General features: G+C 45.2%; 14 protein-coding genes and 1 other annotated feature. Of the genes, 6 read left to right on the top strand and 8 right to left on the bottom strand.

Features of this window, described 5'->3' with window-relative positions; genetic code table 11:
• Positions 1-11: 11 nt before the first annotated feature.
• Positions 12-983, bottom strand: coding sequence for an MBL fold metallo-hydrolase (locus BBA02S_RS00800; protein ID WP_041097088.1), 972 nt, complete (start codon positions 981-983; stop codon positions 12-14).
• A gap of 286 nt (positions 984-1,269) precedes the next feature.
• Positions 1,270-1,486 (top strand) — a binding site (T-box leader).
• Between the two features lie 60 nt (positions 1,487-1,546).
• Between BBA02S_RS00800 and proC the strand changes: the two genes are divergently transcribed.
• Positions 1,547-2,374 carry a pyrroline-5-carboxylate reductase gene (proC, locus tag BBA02S_RS00795; RefSeq protein ID WP_041097090.1) on the top strand — a complete coding sequence of 276 codons (828 nt, stop codon included), beginning with the start codon at positions 1,547-1,549 and terminating at the stop codon, positions 2,372-2,374.
• Positions 2,375-2,443: 69 nt separating this feature from the next.
• Positions 2,444-3,457, top strand: a complete 1,014-nt coding sequence (namA, locus tag BBA02S_RS00790) for an NADPH dehydrogenase NamA (RefSeq protein WP_041097092.1) — start codon at positions 2,444-2,446, stop codon at positions 3,455-3,457.
• Positions 3,458-3,595: 138 nt separating this feature from the next.
• On the opposite strand, the gene rnz is transcribed toward namA, so the two are convergent.
• Complete coding sequence (gene rnz / locus BBA02S_RS00785; protein ID WP_041113304.1) at positions 3,596-4,510, bottom strand: ribonuclease Z; 915 nt, start codon at positions 4,508-4,510, stop codon at positions 3,596-3,598.
• A 163-nt stretch (positions 4,511-4,673) separates the two neighbouring features.
• Between rnz and BBA02S_RS20925 the strand changes: the two genes are divergently transcribed.
• Positions 4,674-5,054 carry a DUF1694 domain-containing protein gene (locus BBA02S_RS20925; protein WP_169799345.1) on the top strand — a complete coding sequence of 127 codons (381 nt, stop codon included), beginning with the start codon at positions 4,674-4,676 and terminating at the stop codon, positions 5,052-5,054.
• 27 nt (positions 5,055-5,081) lie between these two features.
• Here BBA02S_RS20925 and BBA02S_RS00775 read toward each other — a convergent pair whose 3' ends face one another.
• Positions 5,082-6,320, bottom strand: coding sequence for a DNA polymerase IV (locus BBA02S_RS00775; protein ID WP_041113409.1), 1,239 nt, complete (start codon positions 6,318-6,320; stop codon positions 5,082-5,084).
• A gap of 419 nt (positions 6,321-6,739) precedes the next feature.
• Between BBA02S_RS00775 and BBA02S_RS00770 the strand changes: the two genes are divergently transcribed.
• Together BBA02S_RS00770 and BBA02S_RS00765 are read left to right on the top strand one after the other, a co-directional pair.
• Positions 6,740-8,155 carry an APC family permease gene (locus tag BBA02S_RS00770; RefSeq protein WP_052475123.1) on the top strand — a complete coding sequence of 472 codons (1,416 nt, stop codon included), beginning with the start codon at positions 6,740-6,742 and terminating at the stop codon, positions 8,153-8,155.
• Positions 8,130-9,458, top strand: a complete 1,329-nt coding sequence (locus BBA02S_RS00765) for an aminotransferase family protein (protein ID WP_041113303.1) — start codon at positions 8,130-8,132, stop codon at positions 9,456-9,458. Before BBA02S_RS00770 ends, BBA02S_RS00765 begins: the two co-directional genes overlap by 26 nt.
• Before the next feature lie 331 nt (positions 9,459-9,789).
• Here the strand turns inward: BBA02S_RS00765 and BBA02S_RS00760 are convergent, their stop codons facing one another.
• The 4 genes from BBA02S_RS00760 to mce form a co-directional block, all read right to left on the bottom strand.
• The gene (locus BBA02S_RS00760; protein WP_041097098.1) at positions 9,790-10,269 is read right to left on the bottom strand and encodes a chemotaxis protein CheW; all 480 of its coding nucleotides are present in this window, start codon (positions 10,267-10,269) and stop codon (positions 9,790-9,792) included.
• Between the two features lie 25 nt (positions 10,270-10,294).
• Positions 10,295-11,419 carry a M20/M25/M40 family metallo-hydrolase gene (locus BBA02S_RS00755; protein WP_041113408.1) on the bottom strand — a complete coding sequence of 375 codons (1,125 nt, stop codon included), beginning with the start codon at positions 11,417-11,419 and terminating at the stop codon, positions 10,295-10,297.
• Positions 11,420-11,540: 121 nt separating this feature from the next.
• Positions 11,541-13,097 (bottom strand): acyl-CoA carboxylase subunit beta, encoded by a 1,557-nt coding sequence (locus BBA02S_RS00750; protein WP_041097100.1) that lies wholly within the window; start codon positions 13,095-13,097, stop codon positions 11,541-11,543.
• The gene (mce, locus tag BBA02S_RS00745; protein ID WP_087903739.1) at positions 13,094-13,519 is read right to left on the bottom strand and encodes a methylmalonyl-CoA epimerase; all 426 of its coding nucleotides are present in this window, start codon (positions 13,517-13,519) and stop codon (positions 13,094-13,096) included. The genes BBA02S_RS00750 and mce overlap by 4 nt, the downstream gene beginning before the upstream one ends.
• Before the next feature lie 182 nt (positions 13,520-13,701).
• On the opposite strand from mce, the gene prli42 reads away from it, so the two are divergent.
• Positions 13,702-13,797: a stressosome-associated protein Prli42 gene (gene prli42 / locus BBA02S_RS20485; protein WP_156136600.1), complete on the top strand. Its 96-nt coding sequence runs from the start codon at positions 13,702-13,704 to the stop codon at positions 13,795-13,797.
• Positions 13,798-13,816: 19 nt separating this feature from the next.
• On the opposite strand, the gene BBA02S_RS00740 is transcribed toward prli42, so the two are convergent.
• Positions 13,817-14,815 (bottom strand): aromatic acid exporter family protein, encoded by a 999-nt coding sequence (locus BBA02S_RS00740; RefSeq protein WP_041113302.1) that lies wholly within the window; start codon positions 14,813-14,815, stop codon positions 13,817-13,819.
• Positions 14,816-14,825 lie beyond the last annotated feature (10 nt).

Here is a 14,825-nt window from a genome sequence, read left to right as displayed (position 1 = left end):
ACCTCTCCCTTTCATAGAGGAAAATACAACGATACACCTTGCTCATTCTGCTCTGCGCCGGCTTCGCCAATATGAAGCAGATAATCCAGCTGGCCTACCGTTTCTGACATCGTTAAACCCAGCTCTTTTTTATAAACAGCCGGAAAGAGGCGCTGGCATACTTCAAAAGCAGTGAGCGGCTTTTCTTTCAGCATTTCTTTAACAGAAAGCGCCCGTTCATGCTGGCGTTCCAGGCGGCGGGTAATGAGCGGAACGATATTCCTCACTTCCTTCCCATGCCCCGTATAAACCGTATCAACCGGAAGCTCCATCATCTTCCTCAGTGAATCATTATACTGAAGCTGCGGCCGCGGACGGTCGGTCCCCGGGATAAGCGGCGGTTCAAGCAGCGGGTTAGAAGAAATCGTTGCCAAAATATGGTCGCCTGCAAGTAAAGAACCGTCTTGTTCCCGAAAAAAGGCAAGGTGGCTTTGAGCATGACCTGGTGTTTCAAAAACGCGCCAGCCCGGCAGCCCTGGCAGCTCTTCCCCCTCTTGGACAGCTGTCGTCAGAGTGCTGTTTTCGCAGCTGAATTTCAGAGGCGCTTGTATCTTGCTGAGCATTCCTTCTGCTTCCGGAGGCAACCCGCATTGCAAAAAAAGATCACGGAAAAACACGGAGTTTTTCTGCAATAATTGTTCATCTTTTGTCAGCCAACCGCTGCAGTAACGATGGCCGATGATCTCGATGCCCTCCGGAAGAAAATCTAAGAGCCCAATATGATCAGGGTGATGATGAGTTAAGACGACTTGTTCAATATCACCAACCGTATAGCCGATCTCAGACAGCCCCGACGTAAACGCTTCAAAGGAAGCAGCCGTCTTTACTCCAGCATCTATTAATGTTAAACGATCGCCTTTTACTAGAAAAACATTCACATCGCCGACCGGAAAAGGCGTCGGCAGCGTAATTTTTATAATATCGCCAAAACTTTCCACATTCATAAAATAAACACCTGCCTGCATAATAATAAACATTAAGCTGGTGAACTGTACATCTTTTCACACAGCTCGGAACCTCTTGAGCAATTTTCACTTAATAGATCTTTATTCCAAAAAAATAATCTTTTATTCATTTTAGCTGTTTGACACAGATTTGTCATTATTTTCACACAACATAGCCGAGAAATGTTCTTTTATTTGCACTTGCGGACGCTTGACAGATAAGGTGTTTTTATGCATAATCACATATAATTCAAACTATAAATAATAAAAAGAACATGCTAAAAATATATGCGCGATGAAAAAGGATCAGTAAATAAAAAATGGTGCCAGAGAATGGAGCCCGCCGGCTGAAAAGCTCCATCACCCGCTTTTTTATTGAACCTGCCTTTTGAGCCTTTAGGAAAACCTAACGCAAACCCCGCGTTATCGGGTCAGAGTGTGCGGAAAGTTATTTTCGCAAACAAAGGTGGTACCACGGAAGCAAACACCCTTTCGTCCTTTATTTGAGGGCGGAAGGGTGTTTTTTATTTTATCGATTTATTTCATTAAAGGAGGATGTTCAGATGAAAACAACATTTATCGGTGCTGGCTCCATGGCGGAAGCAATGATTTCGGGCGCTATTTCAAGCGGCGCTTTGGCTGCCGGCGATATTTATGCAACCAACCGAGCGGATGAAGGCAGACTTCAAGAACTTAAAGCCCGATATGGCATTCACACCAGCTACGAAACGGAAGCCATCCTTTCAGACAGCCATATCGTCGTATTAGCCGTGAAACCAAAGGATGCCCGGGAAGCCTTAAAGAAAATTAATGCTCACCTCTCCCCTTCCTCTTTGATTATTACGCTGATGGCAGGAGTAACTACCCGTTTTATTGAACAAGAAGCGGGACGGTCTTTTGCCGTTGTCCGAGCCATGCCAAATACATCGGCAGCTGTCGGAAAATCAGCGACCGCTATTGCTCTTAATAAATATGTCACAGAGGAGCAGAAGCTTGCCGCCCTTGCACTGTTTTCTTCGATCGGACTGACAAAAATCGTGAAGGAAGAACAGCTCGATGCGGTAACAGGGCTTTCCGGAAGCGGGCCTGCCTATATTTACTATGTAGCTGAAGCGATGGAGCAGGCGGCCGAAGCAATCGGCCTGGAGAAAGAAACAGCAAAGCCGCTTATTATCCAAACACTCCTCGGAGCTGCAGAGATGCTATCTGCTTCTGAAGGAAAAGCCGAACAGCTGCGCAAGGGTGTAACAAGCCCAGGCGGCACGACAGAAGCCGGCATTCGGATTTTAGAAGCGGAAAAAGTCAAGCAGGCCTTTGTCGACTGTATTGTGGAAGCAACCGCCCAGTCTAAGCGTCTTGGCCTTCCTTATCAAAACCCGATCAAACAATAAGCCAATTATTTTGGCTCCCGAAACAGCCTTGCTATAATGGAATTTGGCAGACATTGAAGGAGGATTCCAATGGCAAGAAAATTATTCGAACCCTATACAATCAAAGATGTCACTTTAAAGAACCGGATTGTTATGTCACCGATGTGCATGTACTCAGCCGCAGAAGACGGAAAAGTCAACGATTGGCACCTTGTCCACTACCCGGCGCGGGCTGTCGGCCAAGTCGGCTTGATTATCGTAGAGGCGACCGCTGTTACTCCTGAAGGGCGCATTTCCGAGCAAGACCTCGGAATATGGAGCGATGAGCACTTAACGGGGCTTCAAAGACTCGTTTCCCTCGTTCACGCCCACGGGGCAAAAATTGGTATTCAGCTGGCTCATGCCGGGCGCAAATCCGAGGTCCGCGGAGATATCCTTGCCCCTACAGCATTGGCATTCGATGAGACAATGAAAATGCCTAAAGAAATGACAACAGCAGATATTAAGAGAACAATTGAAGCGTTTGCCGAAGGAGCAAGACGGGCAAAAGAAGCCGGCTTTGATGTGATTGAGCTTCACGGAGCACATGGATATTTAATTAATGAATTTCTTTCCCCGCTAACGAATCACCGGGAAGATGAATATGGAGACAGTCCAGAAAACCGGCTCCGCTTTTTAAAAGAAATTATTCAGTCTGTTCGAAATGTGTGGAACGGTCCGCTGTTTGTTCGTATCTCCGCGAGTGATTACCATGAAAATGGCCTTCAAGCGGAAGACTACAGCGAAATAGCCAAGCAGCTGAAAGAATGGGATGTCGATTTAATTGATGTCAGCTCCGGGGCCGTCGTTCCTGCGAAGATTCCTGTTTTTCCAGGCTATCAGGTCCCATTTGCTGAAACAATTAAACACGGAGCAGATATTCCTGTCGGTGCTGTCGGCATGATTTCTTCCCCTCTGCAGGCGGAGGAGATTTTGCGAAATGACCGGGCAGATTTGATTTTTCTCGGCCGTGAGCTGCTGCGTGATCCGCACTGGCCGCGCCGGGCAGCCATCGAATTAAAAACAGAAATTGAACCGCCTGTTCAGTACGAACGAGGCTGGTGACTAAAAAGTCTGTTTTCATTAAGCCGCATGCTTAATGAAAACAGACTTTTTCACTTTCGGTGTTCCGGGAAAAAAGTTGACGCTCTTACATGTAGAGCTAAAAAGAATTCTCCCGCCTGGCAATCGGTGATCAAAACATCAAATAAAAAACTCCATTAAATCATGAGCAAGAACAACTGGGCCAAAAACGGCTTCAGCTTCCTGCTTTAACATCCCCTCTTCTTCTTTCGTATACCGGGAACTGATATGATTAAGAATAAGCGCTTTAGCCCTAGCTTGTTTAGCAATTTCAGCGGCCTGAACCGTCGTAGAATGAAAGTAGTCATGGGCCATTTTCGGAGTTTCTGCTGAAAAAGTCGCTTCATGAATCAGCAAATCCGCTTCCTTTGCAAGTGCCACAGCAGCCTCACAAGGTCTTGTGTCGCCAAGAATCGCAATAGTCTTCCCTTTTTGCGGCGCTCCAGTGTACTTCTTCGGATCAATCAAGCGGCCGTCCTCTAAAGTGACCGGACGCCCTTCTTTAATCTCCTTGTATAAAGGGCCTGGGGGCACTCCATCTTTTTTCAGCTCATCAACGAGCAGAATGCCTGGCTTATCTTTTTCCTGAAGGCGATACCCGTATGAATCTATCCCATGATCGAGCCGGCGGGCTTCCACTGCCATGTGATGGTCTTCAAAAACAAGTCCTTCATCCATTTCTACTATATTAAGCTCATATCGCAGCCTCGTGCCGCTGACACGGAGTGCAGTACGCAAGAATTCTTCTATTCCTTTAGGGCCGTATACTGTAAGCGGCAGTTCCCCTCCCTGAAACGACCGGCTGCCCAAAAGGCCCGGCAAGCCAAAGATATGGTCCCCATGCAAATGGGTGATAAAGATCTTTTCAATTCGCCTCGGCTTTAAAGATGTATGTAAAATTTGATGCTGTGTCGCTTCCCCACAGTCGAACAGCCAGATGGCCCCTCTTTCATTTAGCATCCGAAGCGCCAGCGAGCTGACATTTCTCAACTTTCCTGGCACTCCTGCCCCGGTTCCTAAAAATAAAATATCCATGCAATTCACTTCCTTAAAAAAATTAGCAACCCATCAAAAAAACGTTATCCTGCAGCATTTAAGGGTATTAAAAGTAACATGCTGTCTATACAAAAGGGAGGTTGGGATTCTGAAAAAACTAACATCCGCTTTCACAACATCGGCACATCCCCTTTCTGACGGAATGAAAAAGTACTTAGGGACAGAAAGAGGGCGGATTGAAGGAGCACTTACAGCCAAACAGATTTATAAAAGGCAGGGAAAAGAAGAAGTGGAGAAGTGGGTCTCGCTTATTCGCGAAGGAGAAATGCGCTTAAACAGCGACCTCGACTACCTGTACTTAGTCCCCTATATTCAACTGGCCATTCAATACAAAATTCCCTATGTTGTTGTCGAAAGCAATGACTCCGAAACAAACATCGGCCTAGTGATCGCCCATTCATCTGCAATTGATAAAGACGGCATTTGGCTGAAAGATGAAGAGCGAATGGAGAAGGACAGCCCTCTCTTGACCCTTAAACGGCAAATTAAGCAGATCTTCACGCTTGAAGGCGAGCAGCCTTGATGAACCGTTGCTCCGCTTCACCGGCAACTATTCGCTCTTTTTGCCATCCATATCCGGCGCGGCTTCTTTGCCAGCCGGTTTCTTTTTGCTTGCCGGCTGAATAACGCCCTCTCCGTACTTTTTATCCAATTTGTCCAACGCTTCCGCTAATGAAGCTTTGTTAGCTTCCTGCTCATACGAAAATAAATCAAGCTGCACATCAGCCTGTTCCTTTTCGGTAAGGTCCGATAAGGTGACACCAAGCAGACGAATGCCGTTTCCACTCCAGTTCTTCAAAAATAGCTGTTTCGCTTCCGCAAAAATGTCCTCTGCCTTTTCTATTGGTCCAGACAGCTTTTTGCTGCGCGTAATCGTCTTCCAGTCTTTATAGCGAATCATAACACTGAGCGATTCGCCAAGCACTTTTTTTCTTTGCAAACGGACAGCGACCCTCTCAGAAAGCTGGAGGAGCACCCGCAGAAGTTCCTGCTGCTTCGTCTCGTCCTTTGGCAAGGTAATCGACTGGCCAACGCTTTTAAAATCGTTAGCAGCTTCAGGATCAACTTTGCGTCTGTCTATGCCGTTGGCACGTTCTTTTAACTGGATTCCCCTGACCCCTAACCGGTTTTTGAGCACATGATCACTCGCCTGCGCCAAATCCCCAATCGTCATAATCCCCAAGCCGGCGAGTTTATCGGCTGTTTTCTCACCGACACCATGCATGGCAACTGCGGGAAGCGGCCATAAAACAGCTGGCACCTCCCGCTTTCTCAGCACGGTAATCCCGAGCGGCTTTTTCATATTTGAAGCCATTTTAGCCAAAAACTTATTTGGAGCTATTCCTATACTGCACGGCAGCATCAGCCGCTCAAGAAGCTCTTGCTGAATCAGTTCGGAAATAGCAAGCGGTGTGCCAAGCGCATAACTGCTCGTTATATCTAAATAACCTTCATCTATCGATACAGGCTCCACAAGCGGAGTATACCGGCGGAGAATATGGAATATTTCTCGCGAAGCCCCCCGATAACGCTCAAAGTTCGGGGGCAAAATAATTAAGTTCGGACAAAGCTTTTTTGCCTCCCAAACAGTCATAGTTGTTTTTACGCCAAAGGTTCTTGCTTCATAGCTGCAAGTAACGATAATCCCTTTCCGCTCCTCTGGTTTTCCGGCGATAGCAAGCGGCCGGCCCCGTAAAGAAGGGTTATGAGCTATCTCCACTGAAGCATAAAAACTATTCATGTCAACGTGCAGGACAACACGGCCGTTTTTCGGATAAAAGCTTTCCAAGTTGATCCACTTCCTGCTTTTAGTTTCGATCTCTGATTCTTCTTTTTTATTATACAACGAAACAAAAAAAAGAACATGTATTCTCCCGAAAGTGTTGTCAAGACATTTGATTAAAAATTATTATTCATTAAATAATTTCGAAAATTTATTTACAAATTTTTTTCAATATTATAAACTGTCATTAAACAAGCCTCTCCTTATAAATAATTTTTAGTCAATTCCATGAAAAAACTGTTTAGTCTGCTCACTTTTCCTGCCAGAATTGTTCCAGCAGTCAAGAAGCCAGTGCGTACCAGTCTGTATTTTGTCAGGCTGATTACTGCTGGCTTTTATTATACTAAAAAAACTAAAAATTCTAAATTAAACAGCAACAAATGGGGATTGGGGAGGTTTAGGTATTCAACAGGAGGTTGTTCGCAATGGAAAAACAACAAGATTTTAACAAAGTATTGTCCAGGGTCGATGTACTCGTGCTGGCTTTTGGCGCGATGATCGGCTGGGGCTGGGTCGTCTTATCAGGCGACTGGATCTTGAAAGCTGGGTCAATCGGCTCGATTATCGCCTTTCTTCTCGGGGGAATTCTCGTTATTTGTGTAGGTTTGACTTATGCAGAAATGACAACGGTTTTCCCGAAGACAGGCGGTGCTTATCACTTTCTTAAAGAAACGCTCGGCATGAAAGCCGCCTTTATTGTTGCTTGGGCGCTTCTGCTTGGATATATTTCGGTTGTAGCATTTGAAGCAGTTGCTTTGCCTACAGTAGTGGAATATATATTTCCTAATTACCAAGCCGGTTACTTATGGACACTCGGCGGCTGGGACGTTTACTTTTCTTGGGCAGCCATCGGAATGGCCGGCTCTATTATTGTCACAATTATCAACTGGATTGGCGTCAAACAAGCTGCCTTTTTGCAAATTGTATTGACGTTGCTTTTGACAGCCATCGGCTTAATGCTAGTATTCGGCTCTACATTCGGAGGCGGCGAAATTCAAAACATGGATCCGCTGTTCGTTGGCGGCATGGCGGGTGTCATGGGCGTTATGATTATGACTCCTTTCCTTTTTGTCGGATTTGACGTTATCCCGCAAGTGGCCGAAGAGATGAACATTCCGATGAAAGCGATTGGCAAAATTATTATCCTATCTGTCAGTTTCGCTGTTTTATGGTATGTATTAATTATTTACGGTGTCTCTCTAAGTCTTGGACCAAATGAATTGAAGGTTTCATCTCTTGCGACAGCAGATGCAATGGGCGCGGCTTTTGGCTCTCCGCTGTTTGCCAAAATCTTAATCCTTGGCGGAATCGCTGGTATTCTTACAAGCTGGAATGCGTTTATTATTGGCGGGAGCCGGATCATGTATGCGATGGCACAAGATGGGGCACTTCCGGCATGGTTTGGCAAAATCCATCCAAAATACAAAACACCTTCAAACGCTATCTTAGTTATCGGGCTTCTATCTACGCTTAGCCCATTGCTTGGACGTCCGGCACTTGTCTGGTTTGTTGATGCTGGAGGCCTGGCTATCGTACTTGCTTACTTTATGGTATCTGTTTCCTTCTTATGGCTTCGCAAGAATAAACCGGAGTTAGAGCGTCCATTCCGGGCAGGAAAAAGCAATGTCATCGGCTGGTCTTCCTTTGTTTTAACGATTGGCTTTATCATCTTGTACATGCCTGGCATGCCATCGGCACTCATCTGGCCTTACGAATGGATCATTACACTTGCTTGGTGGGCGGTCGGCTTTTATTTCTTGTTTAAAAAGACTTCTCCGGCAAAACCGGAATTATCAAACAGTGGGGTGAATGAAAATGTCGGTGCACGAAACGTTAACTAATGAATTAGCAGAGCTTGATAAAAAACACTTTATCCATCCGACGTCTTCTATTAAAGAGCAGCAGGAAAATGGCCCGGCGATTATCTTTAAAGAAGGAAAAGGTGTTTACTTAACAGACATTAACGGCAAAAAATATATTGAAGGCATGGCTTCCCTTTGGAACGTAAACGTTGGTTACGGACGGACAGAACTGGCGGAAGCAGCAAAAGAACAATTGGAAACCCTTGCATTTGCTTCAAGCTTCGCCACTTTCAGCAATGAGCCGGCGATCCGCTTAGCTGCAAAAGTAGCAGAAATGACACCGGGTGATTTAAATGCTGTCTTCTTTACTTCCGGCGGCTCTGAATCAAACGATACATCCTACAAGCTTGTGCGTCATTACTGGAAAATCAAAGGCCAGCCGAACAAAACAAAAATTATCTCGCGCGAACGTGCTTATCATGGTGTGGCGGTCGGTTCTACAAGCGCCACCGGCATTAAAGACTTTCACCATATGACTACGTCTCTCGCTGCTGGATTTGTTCATACAGAATCGTTCTCGCCGGAGGCGCTACGAAAAACGATTGAAGCAGAAGGAGCCGATACTATCGCCGCCTTTATCGCTGAACCTGTTCAAGGAGCCGGAGGGGTAAATATTCCGCCGGACGGTTACTTCCAGGAGATTCGTCAAATTTGTGATGAGTACAACATTTTATTAATTGCCGATGAAGTAATTACCGGATTTGGCCGGACGGGAAAAATGTTTGCTTGTGAGCATTGGGGAATCGTTCCTGATGTGATGCTGCTTGCAAAAGGCATTTCCAGCGGCTATATTCCGCTCGGCGCCGTCGTTGTCCGCGATCATATCCATCAGGATTTTATCAAATTCTCTGAGGGCACCCTCTTGCATGGATTTACGTATAGCGGCCATCCAACGGCTTGTGCGGTCGGCTTAAAGAACATTGAAATCATGGAAAGAGAAAATCTTGTCCAAAATTCCAAGGAGATGGGGGCACTGCTTCACGAAAAGTTGAAAGCCCTTCAATCAGAAACGAAGATTGTCGGCGAAGTTCGCTTTCTCGGCTTAATCGGCGCCTTGGAAATTGTTAAAGATCAGGAAACAAACGAACGTTTTTCAGAAAAGCTTGCTCCTTATATTATTACTGAAGCAAGAAAGCGCGGACTCATTTTGCGCACAGTCACTTTCGGTGAGTCAGATACAATTGTATTTGCTCCGCCGCTCGTCATTAATGAGCAAGAAGTGAATGAACTTGTAGGCATCTTGAAAGAAGCCATTTTAGAAGTTGAAAAAACAATGAATTAACAAACAAAGGGCTGTCCCACAAGGTCATGAACAATGACTTTTTGGAACAGCCTCTTTTTTCTTCTCAAAAACAGACGGACCGGAAGGAGTCTAGACCACTATCTGCAAGCAAAGAAGAAAGTGCATTCGGCCATATCAAAGAACTTATCAATCAAAAAAGGCGGAGAAAAATGAGGTTTTTTCTCCGCCTTTTTTGATTTTAGAGACTGATTGGACGGCCCCTTATTTGCCTTGCATTCACCGGCATGCTTTCTGCAAATCCATCATCTGCATGTGAAAAGGCGCGGCATAACCTGTACAAATAAAGAAAATTATTACCTGAGCATGCTAGTTAAGCAGAGGGAGCCCGGTTGCTTTTCATATATTCCTGAATATCTTTCATTCCTTCAAGCGAGGAGACGAGGATATCCGGGTCAATCATTGTTATCAGCCGTTCGGAAAAAGCCGCAATTCCTGTGAAGTACCTTGTTTTCTCATAAGCGGCAATTCCGAGCTGCTTCAGGGAATCCGGCGGAATATCGATAATTTCCTTGGCTTCCTTTACTAAAAAGCCGAGCGGCATCGCTTCTGTTTGGACGACAAGCAGGCGCGCATTCTCTGATTCCTTAAGAGGCCGGCGGTAGAGAACCGCTTCAAAATCAATGACTGGAATAAGCTCTCCCCTCGCTTTAGTTACTCCTCTCATATAAGCAGGCATAAGAGGAATTGGATTGACAAATTCCACCTTTTCTATAGAAATAATAGATTGTATCGAAATAGCATATTCTTCCCGGCCGCTTTCAAAGATGACCACTTTATCTATTAGCTGCATACAAACACCTTCTTTTGCTCTTCTCTCATTCTTCTTCTGCAGCAATCGCTACAATGGCAGTAGCCATTTCAGCCAGCTTAATCAGCTCTTCAATTGGCATTCTTTCATTTTTGGTGTGTATCTCCTCATAGCCAACAGCCAAATTCACTGTTGGAATGCCGAAGCCGGCAATCACATTGGCATCGCTTCCTCCGCCGCTTGTTAATAATTGGCTTGGACGGCCAATTCGCTCGGCTGCTTTTTTGGCCACTTCCACCACGTGGTCTCCCTCGCCAAATTTAAATCCCGGATACATCACTTGTACTTGCACTTCTGCCCGTCCGTTCATTTCTGCTGCAGTCTGTTCAAATGCTTCCTTCATTTTGTTTACTTGCACTTCCATTTTCTCTGGAACCAGTGAGCGCGCTTCCGCTAAAACAGAGGCGTAATCACAGACGATATTTGTTGCCTGTCCGCCCTCGAAACGGCCGATATTGGCTGTCGTTTCTTCATCAATCCGGCCAAGCGGCATTTTGGCAATCGCTTTGGCTGCCATAGTAATAGCAGACACTCCCTTTTCAGGAGCAACGCCGGCATGGGCGGTTTTCCCAAAAATTTCTGCTTTGATTTTTGCTTGTGTCGGCGCGGCTACAATAATATTGCCCACTGTGCCATCACTGTCTAGCGCATAGCCGAATTTTGCTTTTACGAGAGAAGGGTCCATCGCTTTTGCCCCGACAAGCCCTGATTCTTCTCCTGCTGTGATAATAAATTGAATCATGCCATGTTTGTACTTTTGCTCTTTTAATACTTTCACCAGCTCAAGTATGACAGCAAGCCCTGCTTTGTCGTCTGCCCCAAGAATCGTCGTTCCATCAGTAACCACATAGCCGTTTTCAATGCTTGGTTTTACGCCTGCACCAGGTACGACTGTATCCATATGCGAAGTGAAATAAATAGGATCTACTCCGTCTTTTGTTGCTTCTAGCGTGCAAATTAAATTTCCCGCTCCGTGACCGGTAACAGCGGCAGAATCGTCTTCATACACCTGTACACCTAGCGCTTCAAACTTACTCGTCAGCACTTTAGCGATGGCTGCTTCATTTTTCGTTTCTGAATCAATTTGAACAAGCTCAAGAAATTCATTTAACAATCGTTCTTTATTAATCATTTCATTATGTACCTCCCTGCTTTTATCCATTTTCAGTATACTCCTTCCACCGGCCAATTCCAAATCTTTCACATGGCAAAATCCCCACCTGGTGCTAAAAGCTTCCAGATGGGGAATCCAATCAAAGCGGGATGTTGCCGTGTTTTTTCTTTGGCCGCTCTTCTTTTTTCGTCCTCATCATTTCCAGTGCCTGGATGAGCTTGATTCTTGTTTCCCGCGGATCAATGACATCATCCACCATACCGTGTGCGGCCGCTACATAAGGATTAGCAAATTTCTCTCGGTATTCTTCAATTTTCTTCGCTCTTGTTTCTTCCGGATTCTCGCTGTTGGCAATCTCTTTGGCGAAAATAATATTGGCCGCTCCCTGCGGACCCATAACAGCAATTTCCGCGTTCGGCCAAGAAAACACCAGGTCTGCGCCAATCGACTTGCTATTTAACGCGACATAGGCCCCTCCGTAGGCTTTCCGCAAAATCACTGTCATCTTCGGAACGGTTGCTTCGGAATAAGCGTATAAAATTTTCGCCCCATGACGGATGATTCCCCCATGCTCCTGCTTGATGCCTGGAAAAAAGCCGGATACATCTTCAAAGGTGATTAAAGGGATATTAAAAGAATCGCAAAAACGGATAAACCGGGCAGCTTTATCGGATGAATCAATATCAAGCCCTCCAGCCATAAACTTTGGCTGGTTGCAGACAAGGCCTACCGTCTCCCCTTTTAAACGGGCAAAGCCAACGACGATATTTTTGGCAAACTCCGCTTGCACTTCCATAAATGAATTCTCATCTACTACCTGTTCGATCACCTTTCTTACATCATAAGGACGAAGCCCGTCAAAAGGAACAATGTCGGTTATGTCCTTGCGGTAATCGTCTTCTGTAGAATAAGTGGCTGCCGGCGGCTTTTCTTCATTGTTTTGGGGCAAATAAGCAAGTAAATCACGAACCATTTTCAGCACTTCTTCTTCAGAACTGCCGCGAAAATGCGCATTTCCGCTAATGGCATTATGCACTTTCGATCCGCCGAGGTCTTCAGAAGAAATTTTTTCTCCTGTGACTGTTTCAATCACTTTCGGCCCAGTAATAAACATTTGGCTCGTCTGATCCACCATGAACACAAAATCGGTAATCGCCGGCGAATAAACGGCGCCGCCGGCACATGGCCCCATAATGACGGAAATTTGCGGGATTACCCCTGAATAAATAGCATTGCGATAAAAGATATGTCCGTAGCCATCAAGTGAAACCACACCTTCTTGAATGCGGGCTCCTCCGGAATCGTTCAGTCCGATAAATGGTGCGCCATTTTTAGCAGCAAGATCCATGACGTTGGCTATTTTTTTGGCATGCATTTCCCCTAATGCGCCGCCAAAAACGGTAAAGTCCTGGGAGAATAAATAAACAGGCCGGCCGTTTACCTTCCCGTAGCCTGTTACTACGCCATCACCCGGTCCTTTTACATCCTCTAACCCAAAATATGTACTGCGGTGCTCAATAAACGGATTGATTTCCACAAAAGTGTCCGAGTCCAACAGCAGGTTAATCCGCTCCCGGGCGGTCAGCTTTCCCTTTTCATGCTGCTTTTCGATTCGTTCATCACCGCCGCCAAGCTCAACCTCTCTGCGTCTGTCATATAATTCATTAATACTTGTGAAGATATCTGGAGTTGTCATAGTGAATGCTTGTCCCCTTCCGTCTTGCTCTTGTCACAAAGCTCAAATAGTACGCCATGCGCTGATTTAGGATGCATAAAAGCAACTTCTGCTCCCCCGGCACCTAGCTTTGGTGTTTCATTGATCATGCGGATGCCGTTCTCCTTGATCTCCTGGATGCGCTTGTTAATGTCTGTTACTTTAAAGGCCACGTGATGAATCCCTTGTCCTCGTTTTTCAATAAACTTCGCTATAGCGCTTTCATTGCTCATCGGTTCAAGTAATTCAAACTTTACATTTCCTCCATCAATAAATGCGACTTTCACCTGCTCTGAAGCTACTTCTTCCATCTTGATGAATGCAAGTCCCAGCTGCTCGGTATAAAAAGGCAGCGTTTCCTCAAGTGAACGGACTGCAATGCCAATATGATCCACACTGTTCACTGTAATGGCCTCCTTTTCGAAAAGAACTAAATCATGTGTAAAATTCGCTAAAAGTTCGAAAATCCCTTCTTTTTCACTGCTTTTGTCCCGGCCATTCAACTTGAGATTTAAAGAAAAAACCGCTATGATAGATATAAATAAAGTGTCCTGTTCGGAATAGCAAAAGGAGCGTATACGCCTTTATGAGAAATAAAGCATTTCAGAAGACAATCATTTACATTATGTTGCTAACAATGCTCGTTTCCACCTTATTTTTCGGGTTATCTATGTTTTTGTAGCATCAAAAAAGCAGCCAGCTCACTCTATGCCGTGTGCTGGCTGCTTTTTTTGTCCGGCCGTCTTCTCTTTTTTCAAGCCTTTAAAAGAGCTTTTAATCAGCAAATACTCTTCCATTTCCTTAATAAATTGAAAAAGGGCCGCTCTTGCTTCAAACTCTTCCCGTGTATCGGGCAAGCCCATCTGATCAATTTCCGCCTTTAAATCATATAGCTTTTTTAAATGAACCAGCGCCGTATTGCCCGGGTGAATGCGAGTGCTTAAGATATCCATAAAATCAGCAAGCACCAGCGCGGCCTTTACTTGATGGGAAATCGATGTCACAATCCCTAAAATCCGCTCAATGATATTAAATTGCTTTTCTCTCATGACGAAATAACTGTAAAATACTTTATCATCCCTTAGCAGGTGGTTTTCTACATTTTGGAAAGCCAACATTTTTCCTTCTTTAAGCAGCTTTTCCGTCTGAACAATCTCTTTTCCATCCCACATATGGTCCTTGTTTCGCAAATACAAGGCTATTTCATGAAAAATGGCTGTAAAGTTCTTCTCAATTTCTTCTTGCAGGGTATAGAGTCTCTTCTCTACACTGGGCATATAAAGGTTCATCAGCAAGGCCACGCCAATACCGATCGTAATAATATAAAATTCATTGAGAATCAGCTCTTTCGTTACTTGGCCGGCCGAAAAAATATGGAGGATGATGACACTGCTCGTAACGACGCCTTCCTTCAGCTGAATAGCCACAAGTGTCGGGATGAAAAATAAAAGCAACAGCCCCACGACTGGTGCATAATAGCCGATGCCCTCAAAAAAGACAAAGGAAAAAATCATCGCCACGGCACATGCCAAAAAACGGCTCCGTGCCGCATGCAAGGACTTTTTCTTCGTGTTTTGAATGCATAGGATCGTAATAATACCGGCGGATACAAAATTTTCAAGGCCGATCCATTGGGAAATGATAATAGCCGCAGTTGTGCCGACAGCTGTTTTTGCTGTCCGATATCCTATTTTGAACATACGAGTCTCC

It is taken from the genome of Bacillus badius NBRC 15713, assembly GCF_001591605.1.
Lineage (GTDB): Bacteria > Bacillota > Bacilli > Bacillales > Domibacillaceae > Pseudobacillus > Pseudobacillus badius.
Note: the sequence above shows the minus strand (reverse complement) of the source record. Positions and strands in the feature narration are given on the sequence as shown.

Coding starts and splice junctions, on each gene's coding strand:
- namA (WP_041097092.1), top strand. CDS start 2,444: ATGGCAAGAAAATTATTCGAACCCTATACAATCAAAGATGTCACTTTA.
- BBA02S_RS20925 (WP_169799345.1), top strand. CDS start 4,674: ATGAAAAAGTACTTAGGGACAGAAAGAGGGCGGATTGAAGGAGCACTT.
- BBA02S_RS00750 (WP_041097100.1), bottom strand. CDS start 13,097: ATGACAACTCCAGATATCTTCACAAGTATTAATGAATTATATGACAGA.
- rnz (WP_041113304.1), bottom strand. CDS start 4,510: ATGGATATTTTATTTTTAGGAACCGGGGCAGGAGTGCCAGGAAAGTTG.
- prli42 (WP_156136600.1), top strand. CDS start 13,702: ATGAGAAATAAAGCATTTCAGAAGACAATCATTTACATTATGTTGCTA.
- BBA02S_RS00765 (WP_041113303.1), top strand. CDS start 8,130: ATGTCGGTGCACGAAACGTTAACTAATGAATTAGCAGAGCTTGATAAA.
- proC (WP_041097090.1), top strand. CDS start 1,547: ATGAAAACAACATTTATCGGTGCTGGCTCCATGGCGGAAGCAATGATT.
- BBA02S_RS00755 (WP_041113408.1), bottom strand. CDS start 11,419: ATGATTAATAAAGAACGATTGTTAAATGAATTTCTTGAGCTTGTTCAA.
- BBA02S_RS00770 (WP_052475123.1), top strand. CDS start 6,740: ATGGAAAAACAACAAGATTTTAACAAAGTATTGTCCAGGGTCGATGTA.
- BBA02S_RS00760 (WP_041097098.1), bottom strand. CDS start 10,269: ATGCAGCTAATAGATAAAGTGGTCATCTTTGAAAGCGGCCGGGAAGAA.
- BBA02S_RS00740 (WP_041113302.1), bottom strand. CDS start 14,815: ATGTTCAAAATAGGATATCGGACAGCAAAAACAGCTGTCGGCACAACT.
- BBA02S_RS00800 (WP_041097088.1), bottom strand. CDS start 983: ATGAATGTGGAAAGTTTTGGCGATATTATAAAAATTACGCTGCCGACG.